Here is a 19,557-nt window from a genome sequence, read left to right as displayed (position 1 = left end):
CGGAGCTTTCCGATGAACGGTGACGCAAACGCCGCAAACGGCACCCCGAAGCCGGTGGTGCTCACCAACGCGCGCATCGTCGATCCCGCGCGCGACCTTGATGCGCAAGGCACGGTGATCATCGCCGACGGCGTGATCCAGGCCGCCGGTCCCGAGGTCGACGCCAAGGCCGCGCCGGCGAACGCCGAGGTGATCGACTGCGCCGGCAAGGTCGTCGCGCCGGGCCTCATCGACATGCGCGTCTTCGTGGGCGAACCGGGCGCGGAACACCGCGAAACCCTGCGTTCCGCCTCCAAGGCCGCGGCGGTCGGCGGCGTGACGACGCTCGTCACCATGCCCGACACCGAGCCCGTCATCGACGAGCCGGCGCTGGTCGACTACGTGCTGCGCCGCGCCCGCGACACCGCCATCGTCCGCATTCATCCCGCCGCCGCCCTGACCAAGGGGCTGGAGGGCCGCGAGATGACGGAAATCGGCATGCTGAAGGAGGCGGGCGCCGTCGCCTTCACCGATGGTCGTCACTCAATCGCCAATGCCCGGGTGATGCAGCGGCTGATGACCTATGCCAACGAGTTCGGCGCGCTCGTCATGCACCACCCGCAGGACGCCAACCTGTCCGACGGCGGCGTCATGAACATGGGCGAGACTGCCACGCGCCTCGGTCTGGCGGGCATTCCGCTGGAAGCGGAAATCATCATGCTGGAGCGCGATATCCGCCTCGTGGCGATGACGGGGGCCGCCTACCACGCGGCGCAGATCTCCTGCGGCGCGTCCGCCGAGATCGTGCGCGCAGCCAAGGCGAACGGCCACCGGGTGACGGCGGGCGTCTCCATCAACCACCTGACACTCAACGAAAACGACATCGGCTCCTACCGCACCTTCTTCAAGATGTCGCCGCCGCTGAGGCTGGAGGACGACCGCCGCGCCATGGTGGAGGCCGTGCGGGAGGGCGTCATCGATGTCATCGTCTCCTCGCACGATCCGCAGGACGTGGAGACCAAGCGCCATCCCTTCGCCGAGGCCGCCGACGGCGCCATCGGGCTGGAGACGCTGCTGCCCGCCGCCTTGCGCCTGGTGCATTCGGAAGAGGTGCCGCTGATGACGGTGCTGCGCGCCATGACCAGCCGTCCGGCGGAATTGCTCGGTCTCGACACCGGCACGTTGAAGCCCGGCGCGCCGGCCGACGTGATCGTCTTCGACCCCGGCACCCCCTGGGTGCTCGCCAAGGAAGACATCGTCTCGCGCTCCAAGAACTCTCCCTTCGAGGATGCGCGTTTCCAGGGCAAGGTGCTGCGCACGCTGGTTGCGGGACGCACCGTACATCCCTACTCTGTGCGCCCTGCATGATTTGCTGAAAACACGTTTCGTGGGTTGAGGGAACAGCCGTGCCAGATCCGATCAGCTGGGCGACCGCCTGGCCGTCCTTTGCCGCTGCGCTCGCGTGCGGCTACCTGCTGGGCTCGATCCCCTTCGGCCTGCTGATCACGCGCCTTGCCGGCCTCGGCGACATCCGCTCCATCGGCTCCGGCAACATCGGCACCACCAACGTGCTGCGCACCGGCAAGAAGAGCCTCGCCGCCGCAACGCTTCTCGGAGACATGCTGAAAGGCACCGCCGCCGTGCTCATCGTCTGGTACTGGGCCGGCGCGGTTCCGGCGATGGTCGCCGGCCTCGGCGCCTTCCTCGGGCACATCTTCCCCGTCTGGCTGAAGTTCCGGGGCGGAAAGGGCGTCGCGACCTATATCGGCATCCTGCTCGGCCTCTACTGGCCGGGCGCGCTGATCTTTTGCGCGATCTGGCTCTATGTCGCGATCTTCACCCGCTATTCGTCCTTTTCCGCGCTGACGGCGAGCCTCGCCGCGCCGTTCGTCCTCATCGCGCTCGGCCATTGGCAGCTCGCCCAGCTCTTCGCCCTGCTGACGCTGCTCATCTGGGCCAAGCACCACGCCAACATCGCCCGCCTCATCAAGGGCAAGGAGGCGCGCATCGGGGCCAAGTAGCCTCGCCACGACATAAAGGAGACCGGATGGTCGAGACGCCGCCAGCGCCAGCCCCCGCATCGGGGCGTGTATTAAGCGACCGCCAGAAGCTGGCATGGCTGCGGCTGATCAGATCGGAAAACGTCGGTCCCGCCACCTTCCGCACGCTTCTCAACCATTACGGCTCGGCCGAAGCCGCCCTCGACGCGCTGCCCGACCTTTCGCGACGCGGCGGCGCGCGGCGCCCCATCCTCATCTGCCCCGTCACCGAAGCGCTCGACGAACTGGAACACCTCGCGAGCCTCGACGCCCGCCTCGTGGCGCTGGGCGAGCCGGACTATCCGCCCCTGCTGCGCCATATCGACGGCCCGCCGCCGCTTCTCGCCATGAAGGGCGGTGCCGGGCTCTTTGCCGAGCGCCATCCCCCCGTGGCGATCGTCGGCGCGCGCAACTGCTCGCTCGCCGGTTCCAAGATCGCAGGCCAGATCGCAGGGGATCTGGGGGCGGCCGGCTTCATCGTCGTCTCCGGACTTGCCCGCGGCATCGATGCCGCCGCCCACTCCGCAAGCCTCAGAAGCGGCACGGTCGCGGTCTTTGCCGGAGGCCTCGGCCATCTCTACCCGCCCGACAACGAGGGGCTCGCCGCCCGCATCGTTGCGGAAGGCGGCGCCTGGGTCAGCGAGATGCCGCCGGGCTGGCAGCCGCGCTCGCGCGACTTTCCCCGCCGCAACCGGCTTATCTCGGGCATTTCGCACGGCGTGGTGCTGGTGGAGGCGGCACGCCGCTCCGGATCGCTCCATACTGCACGCTTTGCCGCCGAACAGGGCCGCGACGTGCTCGCCGTTCCCGGTTCCCCGCTCGATCCGCGCTGCGACGGCTGCAACGCCCTCATCCGCGACGGCGCGGTACTGGTGCGCCATGCCGAGGACGTGATGGCCGCCCTCGACGTCGGCCGCGCCCTGCCGCCGCTTCCGCCTCTGGTGGAAGAGCCCGGCCACGAACACGGCTTCACGCCCGACGACGTCAGCAGCGATGCCCGCCGCCGGATCGTCGAGGCGCTCGGCCTCACGCCCGTCGGTGTTGACGAACTGATCCGCCATACCGATCTGAGCGTCAGCGTGGTTCATATCGTGCTTCTGGAGCTGGAACTCGCCGGCCGGCTGGAACGCCATCCGCCGAACAGGGTTTCCCTCTCCGGGTGAACGCATCGCTCCTGGCGTGCGCTCATCCTCCGACAGCCGGCGCCGGCAGGCCCGGCTACCGGGCTTCCGTGTTGCCCTCGTCCGGATCGGCCTCGATCCGGGCCATGTCGAGCAGATAGGCCAGCATCGGCAGGTCGATGTTGCGGGCCATGTCACGCATTTCCCGGCACATGCGGGCGATGTAATGCCGGGTTTCCTTAACGTCGGGAGGCCTCTGGGCGGTCATGAATACCCTCGAGATGGCGATCGAACAGATCTGCCGATGAAACTAAAAATTGTAAATCTCTATGACTACAACCTTAGCGCTTTTGACAAGGCAAGATCAAGCGACGCCGCAACGCTGGACAAGAGGCCAAGAACAGGTCATTTGACAGCGCCCGTCCGATCTTGGAATGTCCGTGCGATCCGACCCCTCGTCCGGGCGGGCGGCAATGTTGCCGCAAGTCCTTCAGTTAAAACGCATATTTGTCCCAGGCATACATGAACGTCGTCATCGTCGAATCGCCGGCCAAGGCCAAGACAATCAACAAGTATCTCGGTTCGGACTATCTCGTCCTGGCCTCCTACGGACACGTGCGCGACCTGCCCCCCAAGGACGGATCCGTACGGCCGGACGAAGACTTCGACATGAGCTGGGCCGTTGATTCCAAGTCGCAGAAGCGTCTCAACGAGATCGCCCAGGCGGTCAAGGGAGCCGACCGGCTCGTCCTCGCAACTGACCCCGACCGCGAGGGAGAGGCCATTTCCTGGCACGTGTTGCAGGTGCTGCGCGACAAGAAGGCGCTGAAGGACAAGCCGGTGGAGCGCGTCGTCTTCAACGCCATCACCAAGAGCGCGATTCTGGAAGCGATGGCCCATCCGCGTGCCATCGACGAGCCGCTGGTCGAGGCCTATCTGGCCCGCCGCGCTCTCGACTATCTGGTCGGCTTCACGCTCTCGCCGGTTCTGTGGCGCAAGCTGCCGGGAGCGCGTTCGGCCGGCCGCGTGCAGTCCGTGGCGCTGCGCCTCATCTGCGACCGCGAGGCCGAGATCGAGCGCTTCGTCGCGCAGGAATACTGGTCGATCCTGGCGAACCTGACCACCGCCAAGGGCGATCCCGTCCAAGCCCGCCTCACCGAATTCGACGGCAAGAAGATCGGCCGCCTCGACATCGCCGGCGAGGAACAGGCGACCGCCATCCGCACCATGCTGGAGGGCGCCTCCTTCAAGGTGGCCTCGGTCGAATCCAAGCCCACCAAGCGCAATCCGTATGCGCCGTTCACCACCTCCACGTTGCAGCAGGAAGCCTCGCGCAAGCTCGGCTTTGCCGCCTCGCGCACCATGCAGGTCGCGCAGCGATTGTACGAGGGCATCAATCTTGGCGGCGAAACGGTGGGTCTCATCACCTACATGCGTACCGACGGCGTGCAGATCGCCGGCGAAGCGATCGCCGGGGCGCGCTCGCTCATCGCCCGCGAATTCGGCGAGAAGTACGTGCCGGAAAAGCCGCGCCACTATTCCACCAAGGCCAAGAACGCGCAGGAGGCCCACGAGGCCATCCGCCCGACCGACATGTCCCGCCTGCCCAAGGACATGCGCCGCTTCCTCGACGACGACCAGGCCCGCCTCTATGAACTGGTCTGGAAGCGCACCATCGCCAGCCAGATGGAATCGGCGACCATCGAGCGCACCACCGTCGACATCGACGCGACCTCCGGATCGAAGGCCGCGCAGCTGCGCGCCACCGGCTCGGTCATCCGCTTCGACGGCTTCCTGACGCTCTATCAGGAGGGCCGCGACGATGACGACGACGAGGAATCGCGCCGCCTGCCGCCGATGGATGCGAACGAGACGCTGACCCCGCAGGAAATCGAGAAGGCGATCGAGGCCAACCAGCACTTCACCGAGCCGCCGCCGCGCTTCACCGAAGCCACGCTGGTCAAGAAGATGGAAGAGCTCGGCATCGGCCGTCCCTCCACCTATGCCTCCACGCTGCAGACGCTGCGCGACCGCGACTACGTGGTGCTCGACAAGAAGCGCCTCATCCCCGACGACAAGGGCCGGCTCGTCACCGCCTTCCTGGAGAGCTTCTTCAACCGCTACGTGGAATACGATTTCACCGCGGATCTGGAGGAGAAACTCGACAAGATCTCGGCCAACGAGCTGAACTGGAAGGACGTGCTGCGCGACTTCTGGAACGACTTCTCCGCGACCGTCGACGACATCAAGGACCTGCGCGTCTCGCAGGTCATCGACGCGTTGAACGAGATCCTCGCCGCGCACATCTTCCCTGAAGCCGAGGAAGGCAAGGACCCGCGCGTCTGCCCGGTCTGCGGCACCGGCCAGCTTTCCCTGAAGATCGGCCGCTACGGCTCCTTCGTCGGCTGCTCCAACTATCCGGAATGCCGCTACACCCGCCAGCTTGGCGTCAACGGCGAGGACGAGGCTGGCGTTGCCGCCGACGGTCCGAAGGTGCTCGGTCAGGATCCCGAAACCGGGCAGGACGTGACGCTCCGCTCCGGTCGTTTCGGCCCCTATGTCCAGCTCGGCGAGGAGGCCAAGCCAAAGCGCGCATCGCTGCCCAAGGGCTGGTCGGCCGAGGCGATGGACCTTGAAAAGGCCCTCAGGCTGCTCCGGCTTCCGCGCGAGGTGGCTTGCATCCGGAAACCGGAAAGCCCATTTCCGCAGGCATCGGCCGCTACGGTCCCTTCGTGCTGCATGACGGAACCTACGCCAATCTCGACAGCGTTGACGAGGTCTTCGAGGTCGGCATCAACCGCGCCGTCGATGCGCTGGCCCAGAAGGCCGCCAAGGGCGGGCGCGGACGGGCGACGCCGGCGGCGCTGAAGGAACTCGGCGACCACCCCGATCTCGGCGGACCGGTCACCGTGCGCGACGGCCGTTACGGGCCTTACGTCAACCACGGCAAGGTCAACGCCACGCTGCCGCGCGACACCGACCCGGCGTCTGTGACCATGGAACAGGCTGTCGAGCTGATCACGGCCAAGGCTGGCAAGTCGGGCAAGAAGCCCGCGGCCAAGAAGACGGCCGCGAAGAAACCGGCGGCGAAGAAGACGGCGACCAAGTCTGCCGCCGCGAAGAAGACAACCACGAAGAAAACAACGTCCGCCTCCAAGACCAAATCAAAGGCTGGAGCGAAGACGGATACGGAATAGGCAAGGCACAAGTTGGCATCTCGCAAGTCCCGCCGGAGGGACGACGACCTCCCCTCCCGCGAGGAAATTCTCGCATTCGTCGCCGAAAATCCGGGCAAGGCCGGAAAACGCGAGATCGCCCGCGCCTTCGGCCTGTCGGGTGCGGCCAAGATCGGCCTGAAGCAGCTGCTGCGAGAGCTGGCGGAGGAAGGTCTGGTCGAAAAGCGCCACCGCCGCCTCGCCACGCCCGGCTCGCTGCCGCCGGTCTTCGTCGCCAATCTCACCGGCCGCGATGCCGACGGCGAGCTCATCGGCCAGCCGGCGCGCTGGTACGAGGAGGATGGCCCCGTGCCGACCGTCCTCGTCATCCCCGACCGTCACCGCAACATGCCGCAGCCCGGCGTCGGCGACCGCGCGCTCGTACGCCTCACCGACGGCGATCCGGGCAGCGAGGCGGCTCATGTGGTGCGCGTCATCAAGCTTCTGGAGCGCCAGCAGACCTCCCTTCTCGGCGTCATCCGCCTGAAGGAAGGCGATCCCGTCGCCCGCCTCGTTCCCGTCGACCGCAAGCAGAAGGAACTGCCGATCGACATCGCCGATCTGGACGAGGCGAAAGACGACGACCTCGTCGCCGTGGAGACGACGCGCACCGGCCGCTACGGCATGCCGAAGGCGAAAGTGATCGAGCGCATCGGCTCGATGAAGTCGGAAAAGGCGATCTCGATGATCGCGCTCCACGAATACGGCATCCGCCATGTCTTCCCTGAAGGCGTGCTGGAGGAGGCGGAACGCGCAAAGCCGGTGAGCCCAAAGGGCCGTGAGGACTGGCGCGCCCTGCCGCTCGTCACCATCGATCCGCCCGACGCCAAGGACCACGACGACGCCATCCACGCCGAGGCCGACCCCGATCCGGAAAACCCGGACGGCTGGATCGTTACCGTCGCTATCGCCGACGTCGCCGCCTATGTGCGGCCCGGTTCGGCGATGGACCGCGAGGCGCATCTTCGCGGCAATTCGGTCTATTTCCCCGACCGCGTCATCCCGATGCTGCCGGAACGCATCTCCAACGACCTGTGCTCGCTGCGCGAGGGCGAGGACCGCCCCTCCATGGCCGTGCGCATGATCTTCGGCGCCGACGGGCGCAAGAAGAGCCACACGTTCCACCGCATCATCATGCGCTCGGCCGCCAAGCTCGCCTACCAGCAGGCGCAGGACGCCATCGACGGACGCCCGGACGACAAGACCGGCCCGCTGCTCGACACCATCCTGAAGCCGTTGTGGGGCGCTTACGCCTGCCTGAAGCGCGGCCGCGATGCGCGCGAGCCGCTCGATCTCGACTTGCCGGAACGCAAGGTGCTGCTGACGAAGGACGGCCTCGTCGACCGCGTTGTGGTGCCGGACCGCCTCGATGCGCACAAGCTCGTCGAGGAATTCATGATCCAGGCGAACGTGGCGGCGGCCGAGACGCTGGAAAAGAAGCGCACGCCGCTGCTTTACCGCATCCACGATGCCTCCAGCCCGGAGAAGCTGGAATCGCTGCGCGATTTCCTCTCCACCCTCGACATCTCCCTGCCCAAGGCCGGCAACCTCAGGCCCAGCCATTTCAACGGCATCCTGAAGCGGGTGGTGGACACGCCGAACGCGGAACTGGTCAACACCGTGGTTCTGCGCTCGCAGGCACAGGCCGAATACGCGCCGGGCAATATCGGCCATTTCGGCCTGAACCTGCGCCGCTACGCCCACTTCACCTCGCCGATCCGGCGCTATTCCGACCTCATCGTCCATCGCGGCCTGATCCGCGCGCTCGATCTCGGCGACGACGGTCTGCCCGAGGCGGTGGAGAACAAGCTGGAGGCGATCGGCTCGGAGATTTCCGCGACCGAACGCCAGGCCATGAAGGCCGAACGCTCGACCATCGACCGGCTCATCGCCCACTGGCTGTGCGACCGCATCGGCGCGCGCTTTACCGGCCGCATCGCCGGCGTCACCAAGTCCGGGCTGTTCGTCCAGCTCGACGAGACCGGCGCGGACGGCTTCATTCCGGCCGCGACACTGGGCGCGGATTACTACCACTATGACGAAAGGTCGCATGCCCTTGTCGGGAGGACGACGGGCGAGACATATCGGCTCGGCAGTCGCGTGGAGGTGAAGCTGGTGGAAGCCGCACCGCTCGCCGGCGCGCTGCGTTTCGAAATGTTGAGCGAGGGCATCGAGGGCCGCCCCTTGCGGGGACATGCGGGCAAGGGACGCCCGCTGTCTGCCAAGGGGCCCCGAAAGGGGCAGTCCGCAGGCAGGCCTGCTGCTGCCGGGAGGAAGGGAAAAGGCAATGTCGGTAGAAATAAGGGGCGGCGCGGGGGTTGAACCTCCTCCGCTGCCCAAGCGGGATCTTGCCCAGGCGATGAAGCGCGGCGCGCTGTGCCGCTGTCCTCGGTGTGGCCAGGGCCGCATTTTCGAGCGCTACCTCAAGGTCCGCCCCGTATGCGAGACCTGCGGGGAAGAACTTTTCCATCACCGCGCCGACGACGCGCCGCCCTATTTCACCATCCTGATCCTCGGCCATGTGCTGATCTCGGTGGTGCTGGGCGTGGAGGCCGCGTTCGAGCCGCCGCTGTGGCTGCACATGGTGATGTGGATCCCGTTCTCCACCCTGCTGGCCCTGTTGATGCTGCCGCCGATCAAGGGTGCGCTTGTCGGTCTGCAATGGGCCCTTTACATGCATGGCTTCGATCCGAATGCGGAAGATGACTATGCCCTCATGGCAGGGGAACAGGGAGGTTCCAGCGGCGCATGACCAATCTCGTTGAGCGTTTGAGTTCCGCCGAGAGGCGGATGGACTACGAAAATGTGCGCCCGCGCGATGCCGCAACGCTTCTGATCCTCGACCGTGCCGCCGGCGGCGAACCGCAGGTTCTGATGGGCCGCCGCCACACCCGGCACAAGTTCATGCCCGGCAAGTTCGTCTTTCCCGGCGGCCGGGTCGATCCGGCCGATTCCCGTGTCCCCGTCACCGGCGATTACGAGGCGCCGGTGAAATCGAAGCTGATGGAGCAGATGAAGCACCGCAAGGGCGAGGCCCGCGCGCGCGCCTTCGCGGTCGCCGCCATCCGCGAAACCTATGAGGAGGCGGGCGTCTTCATCGGGAATAAGGACGATGCGCAGTGGAAGCCGAACGCGGAGTTCGCGCCCTTCGCCTCGCGCGGCATCTCGCTCGATCTGAAGCCCTTCCGCTTCATCGCCCGCGCCATCACGCCGCCGCGCCGTCCGCGCCGCTTCGACACGCGCTTCCTGGCCGTGTGGGCCGACGCCATCTGCGATCGGCTGCCGGAGGGAACGGGTCCCACGGGCGAGCTTGAAGAGCTGTGCTGGCTGAGCCTTGAGGAAGCCAAGTCGCTGGAGCTGCCGGCCATCACGCTCACCATCATCGAGGAACTGCAGAAGCGCCTGATCGACGACCCCGAGCTCGACCCGGCAACGCCCGTGCCCTTCTATTACTGGCAACGCAAGGGCTTCGTGCGCAAAGAGGTGTGAGGACGGCGGGGATTAGGTCGGCGAGGAGATCGCCGGTTCTCGGGCTCTCCGATCGCGTGGCGGAACCGGATCGCGGGTCTCTCCGCTCGCGGCCCATCCTTCGAGACGCGCTCTTGCGAGCGCTCCTCAGGATGACGTTGTATGTGTGGTTGATTTCAGAGAAGACAGCAACACGGACCACGACGCCCGCAACACGCACCACGAAGCAATCGGCGCTCACACCGAAACCAACACACCCCACAACGTCATCCTGAGGAGCCCGCATCAGCGGGCGTCTCGAAGGATGGGCCACATGTGCCGCACCAACCGTGAATTGAACCAATCTCTCCAGCGCCGCCTCGGCACGCCTCCCTTGCCTCCCATCGCGTTTCGCTCCAGATAGGAGCGACAGCCCGTCCAAGGATCCGAGACGATGACCGAGGCGCAACCGCGTCATTCCCCGCTGATCAGTCCGGGCGCGCGTTGGCGCGGGCTTGCGGCCGCGATCTCGACCATCACCGCCGTCGGCGTTGCCCTCGGGCTCGGCCTCCCACTCCTCGCCCTTCTTCTCGAGGCACGCGGCGTCTCGCCCGCCTGGACCGGCATCAACACCGCATTCGCCGGCATCGCCTCCGTCGCCGTCACGCCCTTCGTCACGCCGATGGCAAAGCGTGTCGGCACGGCCCGGCTCGCCTTCTGGATGGTGATCGTGTCCGGCCTCAGCTTCTACCTTTTCTACGTGATCGAGGCTTTCTGGGTCTGGTTCCCGCTGCGTCTCGTCTTCCACGGCGCTGTCACGGCCACCTTCGTGCTCTCCGAATTCTGGATCAACGCGCTCGCGCCCGCCGGCCGGCGCGGCCTCGTCATGGGAATCTATGCCACCATCCTGTCGATCGGCTTCGTCGCAGGGCCGATCATGTTCGCCGCCATCGGCAGCCTCGGCGCCCTGCCCTTCGCCATCGGTTCGGCGATCCTTCTCGCCGCCGCCGTACCGGTGCTGCTGGCGCGCGACACCAGCCCCCGGCTCGACGGCGGACACGACACGCCCTTCGTCCGTTTCCTGCTCATCGCGCCCATGGCGACGCTGGCCGGTTTCGTCTTCGGCTCGGTGGAATCGGGTTCCATGTCGCTGCTGCCGATCTACGGCGTGCATCTGGGGATGGAACCGGGCCAGGCCGCGCTGCTGGTCTCCGCCTTCGTCGGCGGCAACATCATCATGCAGGTCCCGCTCGGCCTTCTGGCCGACCGCTACGAGCGCCGCCAGATGCTGGCGCTGTGCGCGCTCGCGGGCCTCGCCGGCGCGATCGCCATTCCCTTCATGGGAAGCTCGCTGCCGGCGCTCTCCGTGCTGCTCGTCGTCTGGGGCGGCATCATCGCCGGGCTCTACACCGTGGGGCTGACGCATCTGGGCGCCCGCTTCACCGGAGCCGACCTGGCGTCGGCCAACGCCGCCTTCGCGATGATGTACTCGCTCGGCATGCTGGCGGGCCCGCTGAGCATGGGCGCGGCGCTGAACACCGGCTATCCGGCGGCGATGCCCTACACGATCGGCGGCTTCTTCGTGATCTACCTCATCGTGGCCTATCGCCGGATGTCGAGCCCCGAGGGCGTGTGAAGGCCCGCGCCCTCCGCAGGCGCCTTTGCCCGCGCCCTGGAAGGCGCGGCGCAAGAGCCGGCTTGACTTTGCACCGCCGATGCGTAGGTTGTCGCACGATTTCATGCCATCGCCCTCCCCTTCCGCCGGCCCTTCCGCCGGATGCCGGCCGAGAGGGCGTCTACCCAAGGGATTACGGCAATGGCCAAGGCCACGACGATCAAGATCAGACTGAACTCGACGGCTGACACCGGCTACTTCTACGTGGCCAAGAAGAACAGCCGCACGATGACCGAGAAGATGACGAAGATGAAGTACGACCCGATCGCGCGCAAGCACGTCGAGTTCAAGGAAGCCAAGATCAAGTAGGTCTTGCCTCCCGGCTTGTCTTCAAAGAGCGCGGCCCCGGCCGCGCTTTTTTATTGTCCGGATGAATGTCGCACGATCGCGGCGCAACGCGCCCACCCCGACACGCGGCAACGCCCCCGCCTGCCCCTGCGACATGTTTGCTGTGGATGCCCGCCGCGCACCGACCTGCGCATGGCGCAGAATCCTGCCATCCTTCGATGGTGCGGGATCGGTGCGTGGATGGGAAATATAGAGGTGACCGGCGGGAAGCGGGCGTTACGAGGAGGCCACTCTGACCCACTTCCCGGCCGGCCTGACCCCACGGACCCAGGAGATGCGGCGGACCTGAGCACTCCGTAGGGCGTCTGTCGAGCCCGGGCGGGACCCTGCCCGAACGAACCCGGGCGGCGATCTCCCCCGAAAACGGCCCCTGCGGGCCGGCTGCGTGGCTCGAATTCCGGCGCTCACACTATCCGACGCGGCGGAATATTCAACGCTTTGTTCTCGATTCGGACCACGGTAGTTTCAATTTTAGTAAATCGTTAACCTTAAATTCCCGCTTGGGTTTTGGCGGCGCTCGACAGAGCCATTCGGGTACGATGGCAGGTTTGTAGCAAGCCGCTCTACCCCCCCTGCACCTCCCCTCAAGGGAGAGGGGGATGCGAGGCGCGGCCTCGAAATGGTATCGGATTGCGTGCTTCCGGTTTTTTCCCTCACACCTCACGCCGTCATTGCCCGGCTTCGTCCAGGCAATCCATTGCGGGTGGCGCCAAATCGGGTGAGCGCTGGATCACCCGGACGGAGCCGGGTGATGACGACGGAAGGGCATGAAGGGTCAGGCGGCGTCGGCGACGACGCGGTTGCGGCCGTCGCGCTTGGCGGCGTAGAGCGCGGTGTCGGCGCGCTTGATGAGCTGTTCCACCGTGTCGTCACGACCGGCGATCGCAGCCACGCCCACGCTCACCGTCACATCCAGCGTCTGCGCCCCGCCCTGCACGACGAAGGGCTCGCTGGCGATCCGCTTGCGCACCCGTTCCGCCACCCCGAAGGCGAGCGACAGGTCGGTGTCGGGCATGACGATGACGAACTCCTCGCCGCCATAGCGGCACACCAGATCCGGTCCGCGCAGCGACCGGCGCAGCCGGCGGGCGAATTCCTTCAGCACCTCGTCGCCCGCATCGTGGCCGTAGGTGTCGTTGACCGACTTGAAATAGTCGATGTCGCAGATCAGGAACGTCAGCGGAGAACGCCGCTGCTGTGCCTGCTGGAACGAGCTTTCCAGGTGGGTGAGCAGATAGCGGCGGTTGTGCAGGCCGGTCAGGTCGTCGGTGACCGCCATCTGCATGGTCTGGCGCATGGTGTCGCGCAGCCGGTTGCCGTAGCGCTGGCGACGCACCTGCGTGCGCACCCGGGCGATCAGCTCGTTGGCATCGACGGGCCGCAGAATGTAGTCGTTGACGCCGATCTCCAGCCCGCGCACGAGGCGCTCCTCGTCGTCGGCTTCCGTGATCAGCAGGATCGGCAGCGTCCGCGTGCGCTCCAGCGAGCGCAGCTGCGAGCACAGGCGCAGGCTGTCGAACCCGTCGAGTGACAGCGACAGCAACACCATGTCGAAATCGCCGTCGGCGATGCGGAACAGCGCCTCTTCCGGGTTCGTCTCCACCGACACGTCGAATTCGCGCGAGAGCGCACCCGCGATCCGCTCAAAGGAGGAGCGCCGGTCATCCACCAGCAGCGCCCGGCCGAGGGAGGAGCGCAGTTCCGCGTCCACATCCTCCATCTCGTCGTAGCCCATCTCGCGGCTGGTATGGGCGCGCATGCGCAACTCGTCCGCCGCCCGCTTCAGCCGCACCAGGTTCTTCACACGGGCGATCAGCGCGATCTCGCTGACCGGCTTGGTGAGGAAATCGTCGGCGCCGGCCTCAAGCCCGCGCACGCGGTCGGCCGGCTGGTCGAGCGCGGTCACCATCACCACCGGCACGTGCCGCATCTCCGGATCGGCCTTCAGCCGCCGGCACACCTCGAACCCGTCCATCCCCGGCATCATCACGTCGAGCAGGATGATGTCGCAGTCCTCATTCGCGCAGATCTCGAGCGCCTCAGGTCCGCTGGTCGCGGTCAGCACCTCGAAATACTCCGCCATCAGCCGCGCCTGGAGCAGCTTGACGTTGGCGGCGATATCATCGACGACTAGAATGCGTGCGGTCATCGGCTCACGTGGGCTCCCGCGTCAGGCTTCCCCGAGATAGGAACGGACGGTTTCCAGAAATTTCGCGACGGAGATCGGTTTGGAGATGTAGGCTTCGCAGCCGCCCTGGCGGATTCGCTCCTCGTCCCCCTTCATCGCGAAGGCGGTGACGGCGATAACCGGAATGGTCTTGAGATCGTCGTCTTCCTTGATCCATTTCGTGACTTCCAGCCCCGAAACCTCGGGCAGCTGGATGTCCATCAGAATCAGGTCGGGGCGGTGGGCGCGCGCCAGATCGAGCGCTTCCAGACCGTTGCGGGTCTGCAGCGTTGCATAGCCATGCGCTTCGAGCAGGTCGTGGAAGAGCTTCATGTTGAGCTCGTTGTCTTCCACGATGAGCACGGTTTTAGCCATCAGGGCGCCTCTACTGGCGGGGCGAGGACGGCTGACGGCACGCGGGCGGCTCCCCCGCTCCGCCCGATCAGCATCCCGTCCCCCGGATATTGGTGAAAAGACTAACCGGGATTCGTTTCAGAAAGGCAAACAGGTGGTGGGAACAGGACGAGACAATGCTTTGACGCCTCAGGAAGCGGAGGGAATCGCCGTCGAGGCGCTGAGTTTCATCGCCCGCGAACCGGATCATCTGGGCCGCTTCCTCGCCGTTTCGGGCCTCGGGCCGGAGACGCTGCGCGACGCGGCCTCCGAGCCCGGGTTCCTCGCGGGCGTTCTGGAATTTCTCATGAGCGACGAACCGCTTCTGCTGGCCTTTACCGAAAACGCGCGAATCCGGCCGACCATGGTCGCCGTCGCCCATTTCCGCCTCGTGGGATCGATCGACGACGATGTCTGAAGCCCGGAACGGAGTAAACCCCGCATTCGCCCAGATAGACGCGCTGTCGCTCGGTAACCGCCCCCTCATCGTCTGCGACGTCGATGAAGTCGTGCTGCAGTTCATCGCGCCGCTGGAAGGGCTGATGAACGAGGCGGGAATGGAATTCATCGATCACCGCTACCGGCTCACAGGCAACATCCGCCACATCGAGACCGGCGAACTCGCCTCCATGGATGAGGTACGCGCCCTGCTCTACGGCTTTTTCGAGGCTCACGGACAGCGGCAGTCGCCGGTGCCGGGGGCAGCGGACGCGCTGAACCGGCTGGCGGAGCGCGCCCAGGTCGTCCTGCTGACCAACATGCCCGCCCGCTTCCAGTCCCAGCGCGAGGAGGTTCTGGCGCGCTACGGCATTCCCTACCCCGTGGTCGTCAACGAGGGACCGAAGGGCCCCGCCGTCTCCGCCCTGACGGCGCGGGTGGAGGCGCCACTGGTCTTCCTCGACGACAGCCCCTCCAATCTGACCTCCGTGCACGCGGCGGTGGAGCGCGCGCACATCATCCAGTTCATCGCCGATCCGCGCTTCTTCGCCCTCGCCGACCCCGTCGAGGGCGCGGCTTTCACCAGCAACGACTGGACAGCGACGCGCGGCTTCATCGAGACGGTGATCTAGAACGGTTCACGGGCAGAACGGATCGCAGGATTTTCGGTGCGTGGCCCCCTTGATGTCCCCCTCATGCCCCTCCATCGTCATCACCCGACGATGTCCGGGTAATCCAGCACGCTCCGCACATGCTGCAACCGGCGATGGATTGCCCGGACAGAGCCGGGCAATGACGGCGGAGGGGCATGAGGAAGAATTCGGAGCGAAGAACCAACCGTAATCTCTGGGCCAGGCCCTCGGGATGACGTTGTCCGTGTTGATGGTTCATTCGAAATAAGCAACAAATTCAACGTCATCCTGAGGAGGCTTGACAAAGCCGTCTCGAAGGATGGGCCACTCGCCGAAAGCCCTGCCATCCGTTTTCACCCGGCCGCCCCCCTGTGGCGGCCTGAAAATAGGGAAAGCGGCCGCACGACCGCTCTCCCATCCTCGGCGCATGCCGGATGGCTCACGCCGCCTGCATCGCCTTCAGGTCGTTCTCCACCGTGTCGATGGGCATGATGTTGAACGTCTCCACCAGCACCTTGAGCACCGCGGGCGAGATGAAGGCGGGCAGGCTCGGCCCGATGCGGATGTTCTTCACGCCCAGATGCAGCAGCGCGAGAAGGATGCAGACCGCCTTCTGCTCGTACCACGACAGCACCAGATGCAGCGGCAGGTCGTTGATGCCGCACTCGAATGCATCGGCCAGCGCCTGCGCCACCTTGACCGCGGAGAAGGCGTCGTTGCACTGACCCATGTCGAGCAGGCGCGGCAGATCGCCGATCTTGCCGTAGTCGTGGCCGATGACGCGGTACTTGCCGCAGCCCAGCGTCAGGATTGCCCAGTCCTTGGGCAGCGAGGTGGCGAGATCGGTGTAGTAGCTGCGATCGAACTTCATGCCATCGCAGCCGCCGATCAGCACGAACTTCTTCAAGTCGCCACTCTTGACCGCATCGATCACCGTGTCGGCCACCGACAGCACCGTGTTGTGGCCGAAACCCACCAGATGATCGCCGGCATTTGTCTCGTCAGTGAAGCCCGGCGCCGCCTTCGCCGCCTCGATCAGTGCGGAGAAATCGTCGCCCGCGATGTGCTGCACGGAGGGAAACGCCACCAGCCCGCAGGTGAAGATGCGGTTCGCGTAGGAGGGCGCCGGCCGCTGGATGCAATTGGTGGTCATCAGGATCGGACCGGGGAAACTGTCGAATTCGCTGCGCTGGCGCATCCACGCCCCGCCATAGTGGCCGACGAAATGGGCGTGCTTCTTCAGCTCCGGATAGCCGTGCGCGGGCAACATCTCGCCATGGGTGTAGACGTTGATGCCCGTGCCCTCGGTCTGCTCCAAAAGCGCCTTCAGATCCTTGAGATCATGACCGGAAACAAGTATCGCCTTGCCTGGCACATGGCCCATGCGCACCGGGGTGGGCACCGGGTGGCCGTAGCTGCCGGTATTGGCGCCATCGAGCAGCGCGAGCACCGCGACGGTGGCCTCGCCGCAGGCGAGATTGAGCGCAGTCAGCTGGTCCGCATCGTCCAGCCCCTCGCCAAGCTTCGTCAGGGCCTCGATCATGAAGGCGTCGACGGTCGGATCGGTGCGGCCGAGGCGGCGAGCGTGGTGGGCGTAGGCGGCCATGCCCTTCAGGCCGAACAGCAGCAGGTCCTGCAGGCCGGCCACCGTTTCGCCAAAGCGCGCACGCCGCGCCGCGATGCCGACCTTGAAGGCGTTGTCCAGCCGCCCGTCGCGGGTGGCGCCACTGGCTTCGGGATTGTCAGGATCGGTCATGGTATCGACCGCAACGATCAGCTCCTCGACCCGATCGGCATCGAAATTAACGTTGGTCACCGTCGTGAACAGCGCATCTTCCAGAAGCGCCGAAGCCCCTTCCGGCCGCTCATCCGCCGGACGCGCCGACAGCGAGCGGGCCAGCCGCTCCGCCGCGTCGATCAGCAGGTCCTGCAGGTCGGAGACATCCGCGTCCTTGCCGCAGGCGCCGATATCGGTGCAGCCGACGCCGGCGGTCGTTTGTTCGCATTGATAACAGAACATCCTGGATCCCCATTTCTAGTTCCAAACGCTCGCAAGCGGGCATGCCTCGCCCGTTCCCGCCCCGGACAGGGACAGGTTGACAAGAGAGCGGTACGAGATGACCAAAAGGAGTATTTCATATACCCCTATTGATGCGCGGACCGTGAGCCGTATGGCGGGATCTGTCAACGCGACGGATTGGAACATGGGCGAAGCGAATCCGCGTTACTATGATCGTCAGGCACCGGCGCGCCGGGCCGGCCAAAAGGGTGCGGAGACCTCCGTCGAGCGATGAAAATCACCCAGTTCACCGACTTTTCCCTGCGGTTTCTGATGTGTCTGGCGCAGGAGCCGGATCGGCTCGTGACAATTGCCGAGGTCGCGCGCGTCTACGGCATCTCGGCGCAGCATCTGAAGAAGGTGGCGCAGAGCCTCTCCGCCGCCGGGCTGGCGACGGCGGTTCCGGGCAAGAACGGCGGATGGCGGCTGGCCCGCCCGCCGGCTGAGATCGATCTCGGCCAGCTGATCCGCCGGCAGGAGAACCTGATCCTGCTCGATTGCGAGGGCTGCCCCATGCGCCACTGCAAGCTGACGCGGCTGTTCGATCAGGGGCTCACTGCCTTCCTGGCGGTCTTCGACGGCAAGACGCTCGCCGACATCGTCTGAGACGGCTTTTTCTCCCCAGGCAGAGGCGATCACGCCGAATGCCGTCGTGCCTGCCGCGTGCCTCTGCCCTGCCCTTGCGCTATACTTGTCCCCTGTCGCACACCACGGATCATTCTCGCATGCAACCAGGCGCCCCACCGCCGGGCCGGACGCTCAAGGCGCTTTGCCGCGACTGCCTGACGCCTCTGGCGCCGGGGAGTTTGCGCGCGCGAGCGCCGCGCTGCCCGTCCTGCGGCAGCCCGCGCATCGTCGCGCATGCGGAACTGGGCGAACTCGCCATCGCCCACATCGATTGCGACGCCTTCTACGCCTCCATCGAGAAGCGCGACGACCCTTCGCTTGCCGACAAGCCGCTGATCATCGGCGGCGGCACGCGCGGCGTCGTCTCCACCGCCTGCTACATCGCCCGCATTTCCGGCGTGCATTCGGCCATGCCGATGTTCAAGGCGCTTGAGGCGTGCCCGGATGCGGTGGTGATGCCGCCGAACATGGAGAAATACGGCCGGGTGGGCCGCGAGATCCGCACCATGATGCGCGACCTCACGCCCCTGGTGGAGCCGCTTTCCATCGACGAGGCCTTCCTCGATCTCACCGGCACCGAGCGCCTGCACCACGCCGCACCTGCCGAAACGCTGGCCCGCTTTGCCGCGCGCGTCGAGCGCGAGGTCGGCATCACCGTCTCCGTCGGGCTGTCGCACAACAAGTTCCTCGCCAAGCTCGCCTCCGACATGGACAAGCCGCGCGGCTTTTCCGTCATCGGCCGGGCCGAAACCGTGTCGCTGCTGGCCGGCCTGCCGGTTTCGCGCATCTGGGGCGTGGGCAAGGCGCTGGAGGCGAAGCTCGCCGCCGACGGCATCCGCACGATCGCGCAGCTTCAGACGGCGGATGAGACGGATCTCGCCCGGCGCTACGGCGCCATGGGCCTGCGCCTTGCCCGGCTTGCCCGCGGCCACGACGCGCGCAAGGTGAACCCGGACAGCGAGGCCAAGAGCGTTTCGGCCGAAACCACCTTCAACACGGATATCTCGGACCCTTCGGAACTTGTGAAGATCCTGCGGCGACTTTCCGAAAAGGTCTCGTTCCGGCTGAAGAAGGCGGGCATTGCCGGACGCACGGTGACGCTGAAGCTGAAGACGCCGGATTTCCGCACCCACACCCGTTCGCGCCAGCTTGCCGACCCGACCCAGCTCGCCGACCGCATCTTCCGCATGGGCCGCGATCTTCTGGCGGGCGAAACCGACGGCCGCCGTTTCCGCCTTCTCGGCATCGGCGTCGCGGACCTCTGCGACGCCGCCTTCGCCGACCCCGCCGACCTCGTCGACGAGGCCGCCACCCGCGCAGCCAAGGCCGAGCACGCCGTGGACAGCCTCAGGGAGAAATTCGGCAAGGACGCGGTGGAGCTGGGGCTGGTGTGGAAAAGGGCGACATGAACCGAAGG

General features: G+C 66.2%; 16 protein-coding genes and 1 pseudogene. 13 read left to right on the top strand and 4 right to left on the bottom strand.

Going from position 1 to position 19,557, the window contains the following annotated elements; genetic code table 11:
* Positions 1-12 precede the first annotated feature (12 nt).
* From V2L18_RS03170 to dprA, 3 genes are read left to right on the top strand one after another with little or no spacing between them, the layout of a single operon-like run.
* Positions 13-1,347 carry a dihydroorotase gene (locus V2L18_RS03170; protein ID WP_336176346.1) on the top strand — a complete coding sequence of 445 codons (1,335 nt, stop codon included), beginning with the start codon at positions 13-15 and terminating at the stop codon, positions 1,345-1,347.
* 38 nt (positions 1,348-1,385) lie between these two features.
* A complete protein-coding gene (gene plsY / locus V2L18_RS03165) occupies positions 1,386-2,000 on the top strand; it encodes a glycerol-3-phosphate 1-O-acyltransferase PlsY (protein ID WP_336176345.1) in 615 nt (204 codons plus the stop codon).
* A gap of 26 nt (positions 2,001-2,026) precedes the next feature.
* Positions 2,027-3,181 (top strand): DNA-processing protein DprA, encoded by a 1,155-nt coding sequence (dprA, locus tag V2L18_RS03160; protein ID WP_336176344.1) that lies wholly within the window; start codon positions 2,027-2,029, stop codon positions 3,179-3,181.
* 55 nt (positions 3,182-3,236) lie between these two features.
* Here dprA and V2L18_RS03155 read toward each other — a convergent pair whose 3' ends face one another.
* Positions 3,237-3,407 (bottom strand): hypothetical protein, encoded by a 171-nt coding sequence (locus tag V2L18_RS03155; RefSeq protein ID WP_336176343.1) that lies wholly within the window; start codon positions 3,405-3,407, stop codon positions 3,237-3,239.
* A 254-nt stretch (positions 3,408-3,661) separates the two neighbouring features.
* Between V2L18_RS03155 and topA the strand changes: the two are divergent.
* The 6 genes and pseudogenes from topA (at position 3,662) to rpmG (ending at position 11,785) form a co-directional block, all read left to right on the top strand.
* Positions 3,662-6,336 (top strand): annotated as a pseudogene (gene topA, locus V2L18_RS03150) (type I DNA topoisomerase).
* A 12-nt stretch (positions 6,337-6,348) separates the two neighbouring features.
* Positions 6,349-8,676 (top strand): ribonuclease R, encoded by a 2,328-nt coding sequence (gene rnr / locus V2L18_RS03145; protein WP_336176342.1) that lies wholly within the window; start codon positions 6,349-6,351, stop codon positions 8,674-8,676.
* Complete coding sequence (locus tag V2L18_RS03140) at positions 8,642-9,106, top strand: DUF983 domain-containing protein (RefSeq protein WP_336176341.1); 465 nt, start codon at positions 8,642-8,644, stop codon at positions 9,104-9,106. Before rnr ends, V2L18_RS03140 begins: the two co-directional genes overlap by 35 nt.
* Before the next feature lie 38 nt (positions 9,107-9,144).
* A complete protein-coding gene (locus tag V2L18_RS03135; RefSeq protein ID WP_336176340.1) occupies positions 9,145-9,843 on the top strand; it encodes an NUDIX hydrolase in 699 nt (232 codons plus the stop codon).
* Between the two features lie 412 nt (positions 9,844-10,255).
* Positions 10,256-11,437: an MFS transporter gene (locus V2L18_RS03130; RefSeq protein ID WP_336176339.1), complete on the top strand. Its 1,182-nt coding sequence runs from the start codon at positions 10,256-10,258 to the stop codon at positions 11,435-11,437.
* Between the two features lie 180 nt (positions 11,438-11,617).
* Positions 11,618-11,785: a 50S ribosomal protein L33 gene (gene rpmG, locus V2L18_RS03125; protein ID WP_336176338.1), complete on the top strand. Its 168-nt coding sequence runs from the start codon at positions 11,618-11,620 to the stop codon at positions 11,783-11,785.
* Between the two features lie 814 nt (positions 11,786-12,599).
* On the opposite strand, the gene V2L18_RS03120 is transcribed toward rpmG, so the two are convergent.
* Together V2L18_RS03120 and V2L18_RS03115 are read right to left on the bottom strand one after the other, a co-directional pair.
* A complete protein-coding gene (locus V2L18_RS03120) occupies positions 12,600-13,973 on the bottom strand; it encodes a PleD family two-component system response regulator (RefSeq protein ID WP_336176337.1) in 1,374 nt (457 codons plus the stop codon).
* Between the two features lie 21 nt (positions 13,974-13,994).
* Positions 13,995-14,366 (bottom strand): response regulator, encoded by a 372-nt coding sequence (locus V2L18_RS03115; RefSeq protein WP_107989331.1) that lies wholly within the window; start codon positions 14,364-14,366, stop codon positions 13,995-13,997.
* 160 nt (positions 14,367-14,526) lie between these two features.
* On the opposite strand from V2L18_RS03115, the gene V2L18_RS03110 reads away from it, so the two are divergent.
* Together V2L18_RS03110 and V2L18_RS03105 are read left to right on the top strand one after the other, a co-directional pair.
* Positions 14,527-14,802, top strand: coding sequence for a DUF3572 domain-containing protein (locus V2L18_RS03110; protein WP_336176336.1), 276 nt, complete (start codon positions 14,527-14,529; stop codon positions 14,800-14,802).
* Positions 14,795-15,454: a hypothetical protein gene (locus V2L18_RS03105; protein WP_336176335.1), complete on the top strand. Its 660-nt coding sequence runs from the start codon at positions 14,795-14,797 to the stop codon at positions 15,452-15,454. The genes V2L18_RS03110 and V2L18_RS03105 overlap by 8 nt, the downstream gene beginning before the upstream one ends.
* 439 nt (positions 15,455-15,893) lie before the next feature.
* On the opposite strand, the gene hcp is transcribed toward V2L18_RS03105, so the two are convergent.
* A complete protein-coding gene (hcp, locus tag V2L18_RS03100) occupies positions 15,894-17,474 on the bottom strand; it encodes a hydroxylamine reductase (protein WP_336176334.1) in 1,581 nt (526 codons plus the stop codon).
* Between the two features lie 270 nt (positions 17,475-17,744).
* On the opposite strand from hcp, the gene V2L18_RS03095 reads away from it, so the two are divergent.
* Positions 17,745-18,119, top strand: coding sequence for an Rrf2 family transcriptional regulator (locus V2L18_RS03095; RefSeq protein WP_336176333.1), 375 nt, complete (start codon positions 17,745-17,747; stop codon positions 18,117-18,119).
* A 119-nt stretch (positions 18,120-18,238) separates the two neighbouring features.
* Positions 18,239-19,549, top strand: a complete 1,311-nt coding sequence (locus V2L18_RS03090) for a DNA polymerase IV (RefSeq protein ID WP_336176332.1) — start codon at positions 18,239-18,241, stop codon at positions 19,547-19,549.
* Positions 19,550-19,557 lie beyond the last annotated feature (8 nt).

The sequence above is a fragment of the Breoghania sp. JC706 genome (genome assembly GCF_037026715.1).
Classification (GTDB): Bacteria; Pseudomonadota; Alphaproteobacteria; order Rhizobiales; family Stappiaceae; genus Breoghania.
The sequence above is the reverse complement of the archived record's forward strand: the minus strand, read 5'-3'. Positions and strand labels throughout refer to the sequence as shown.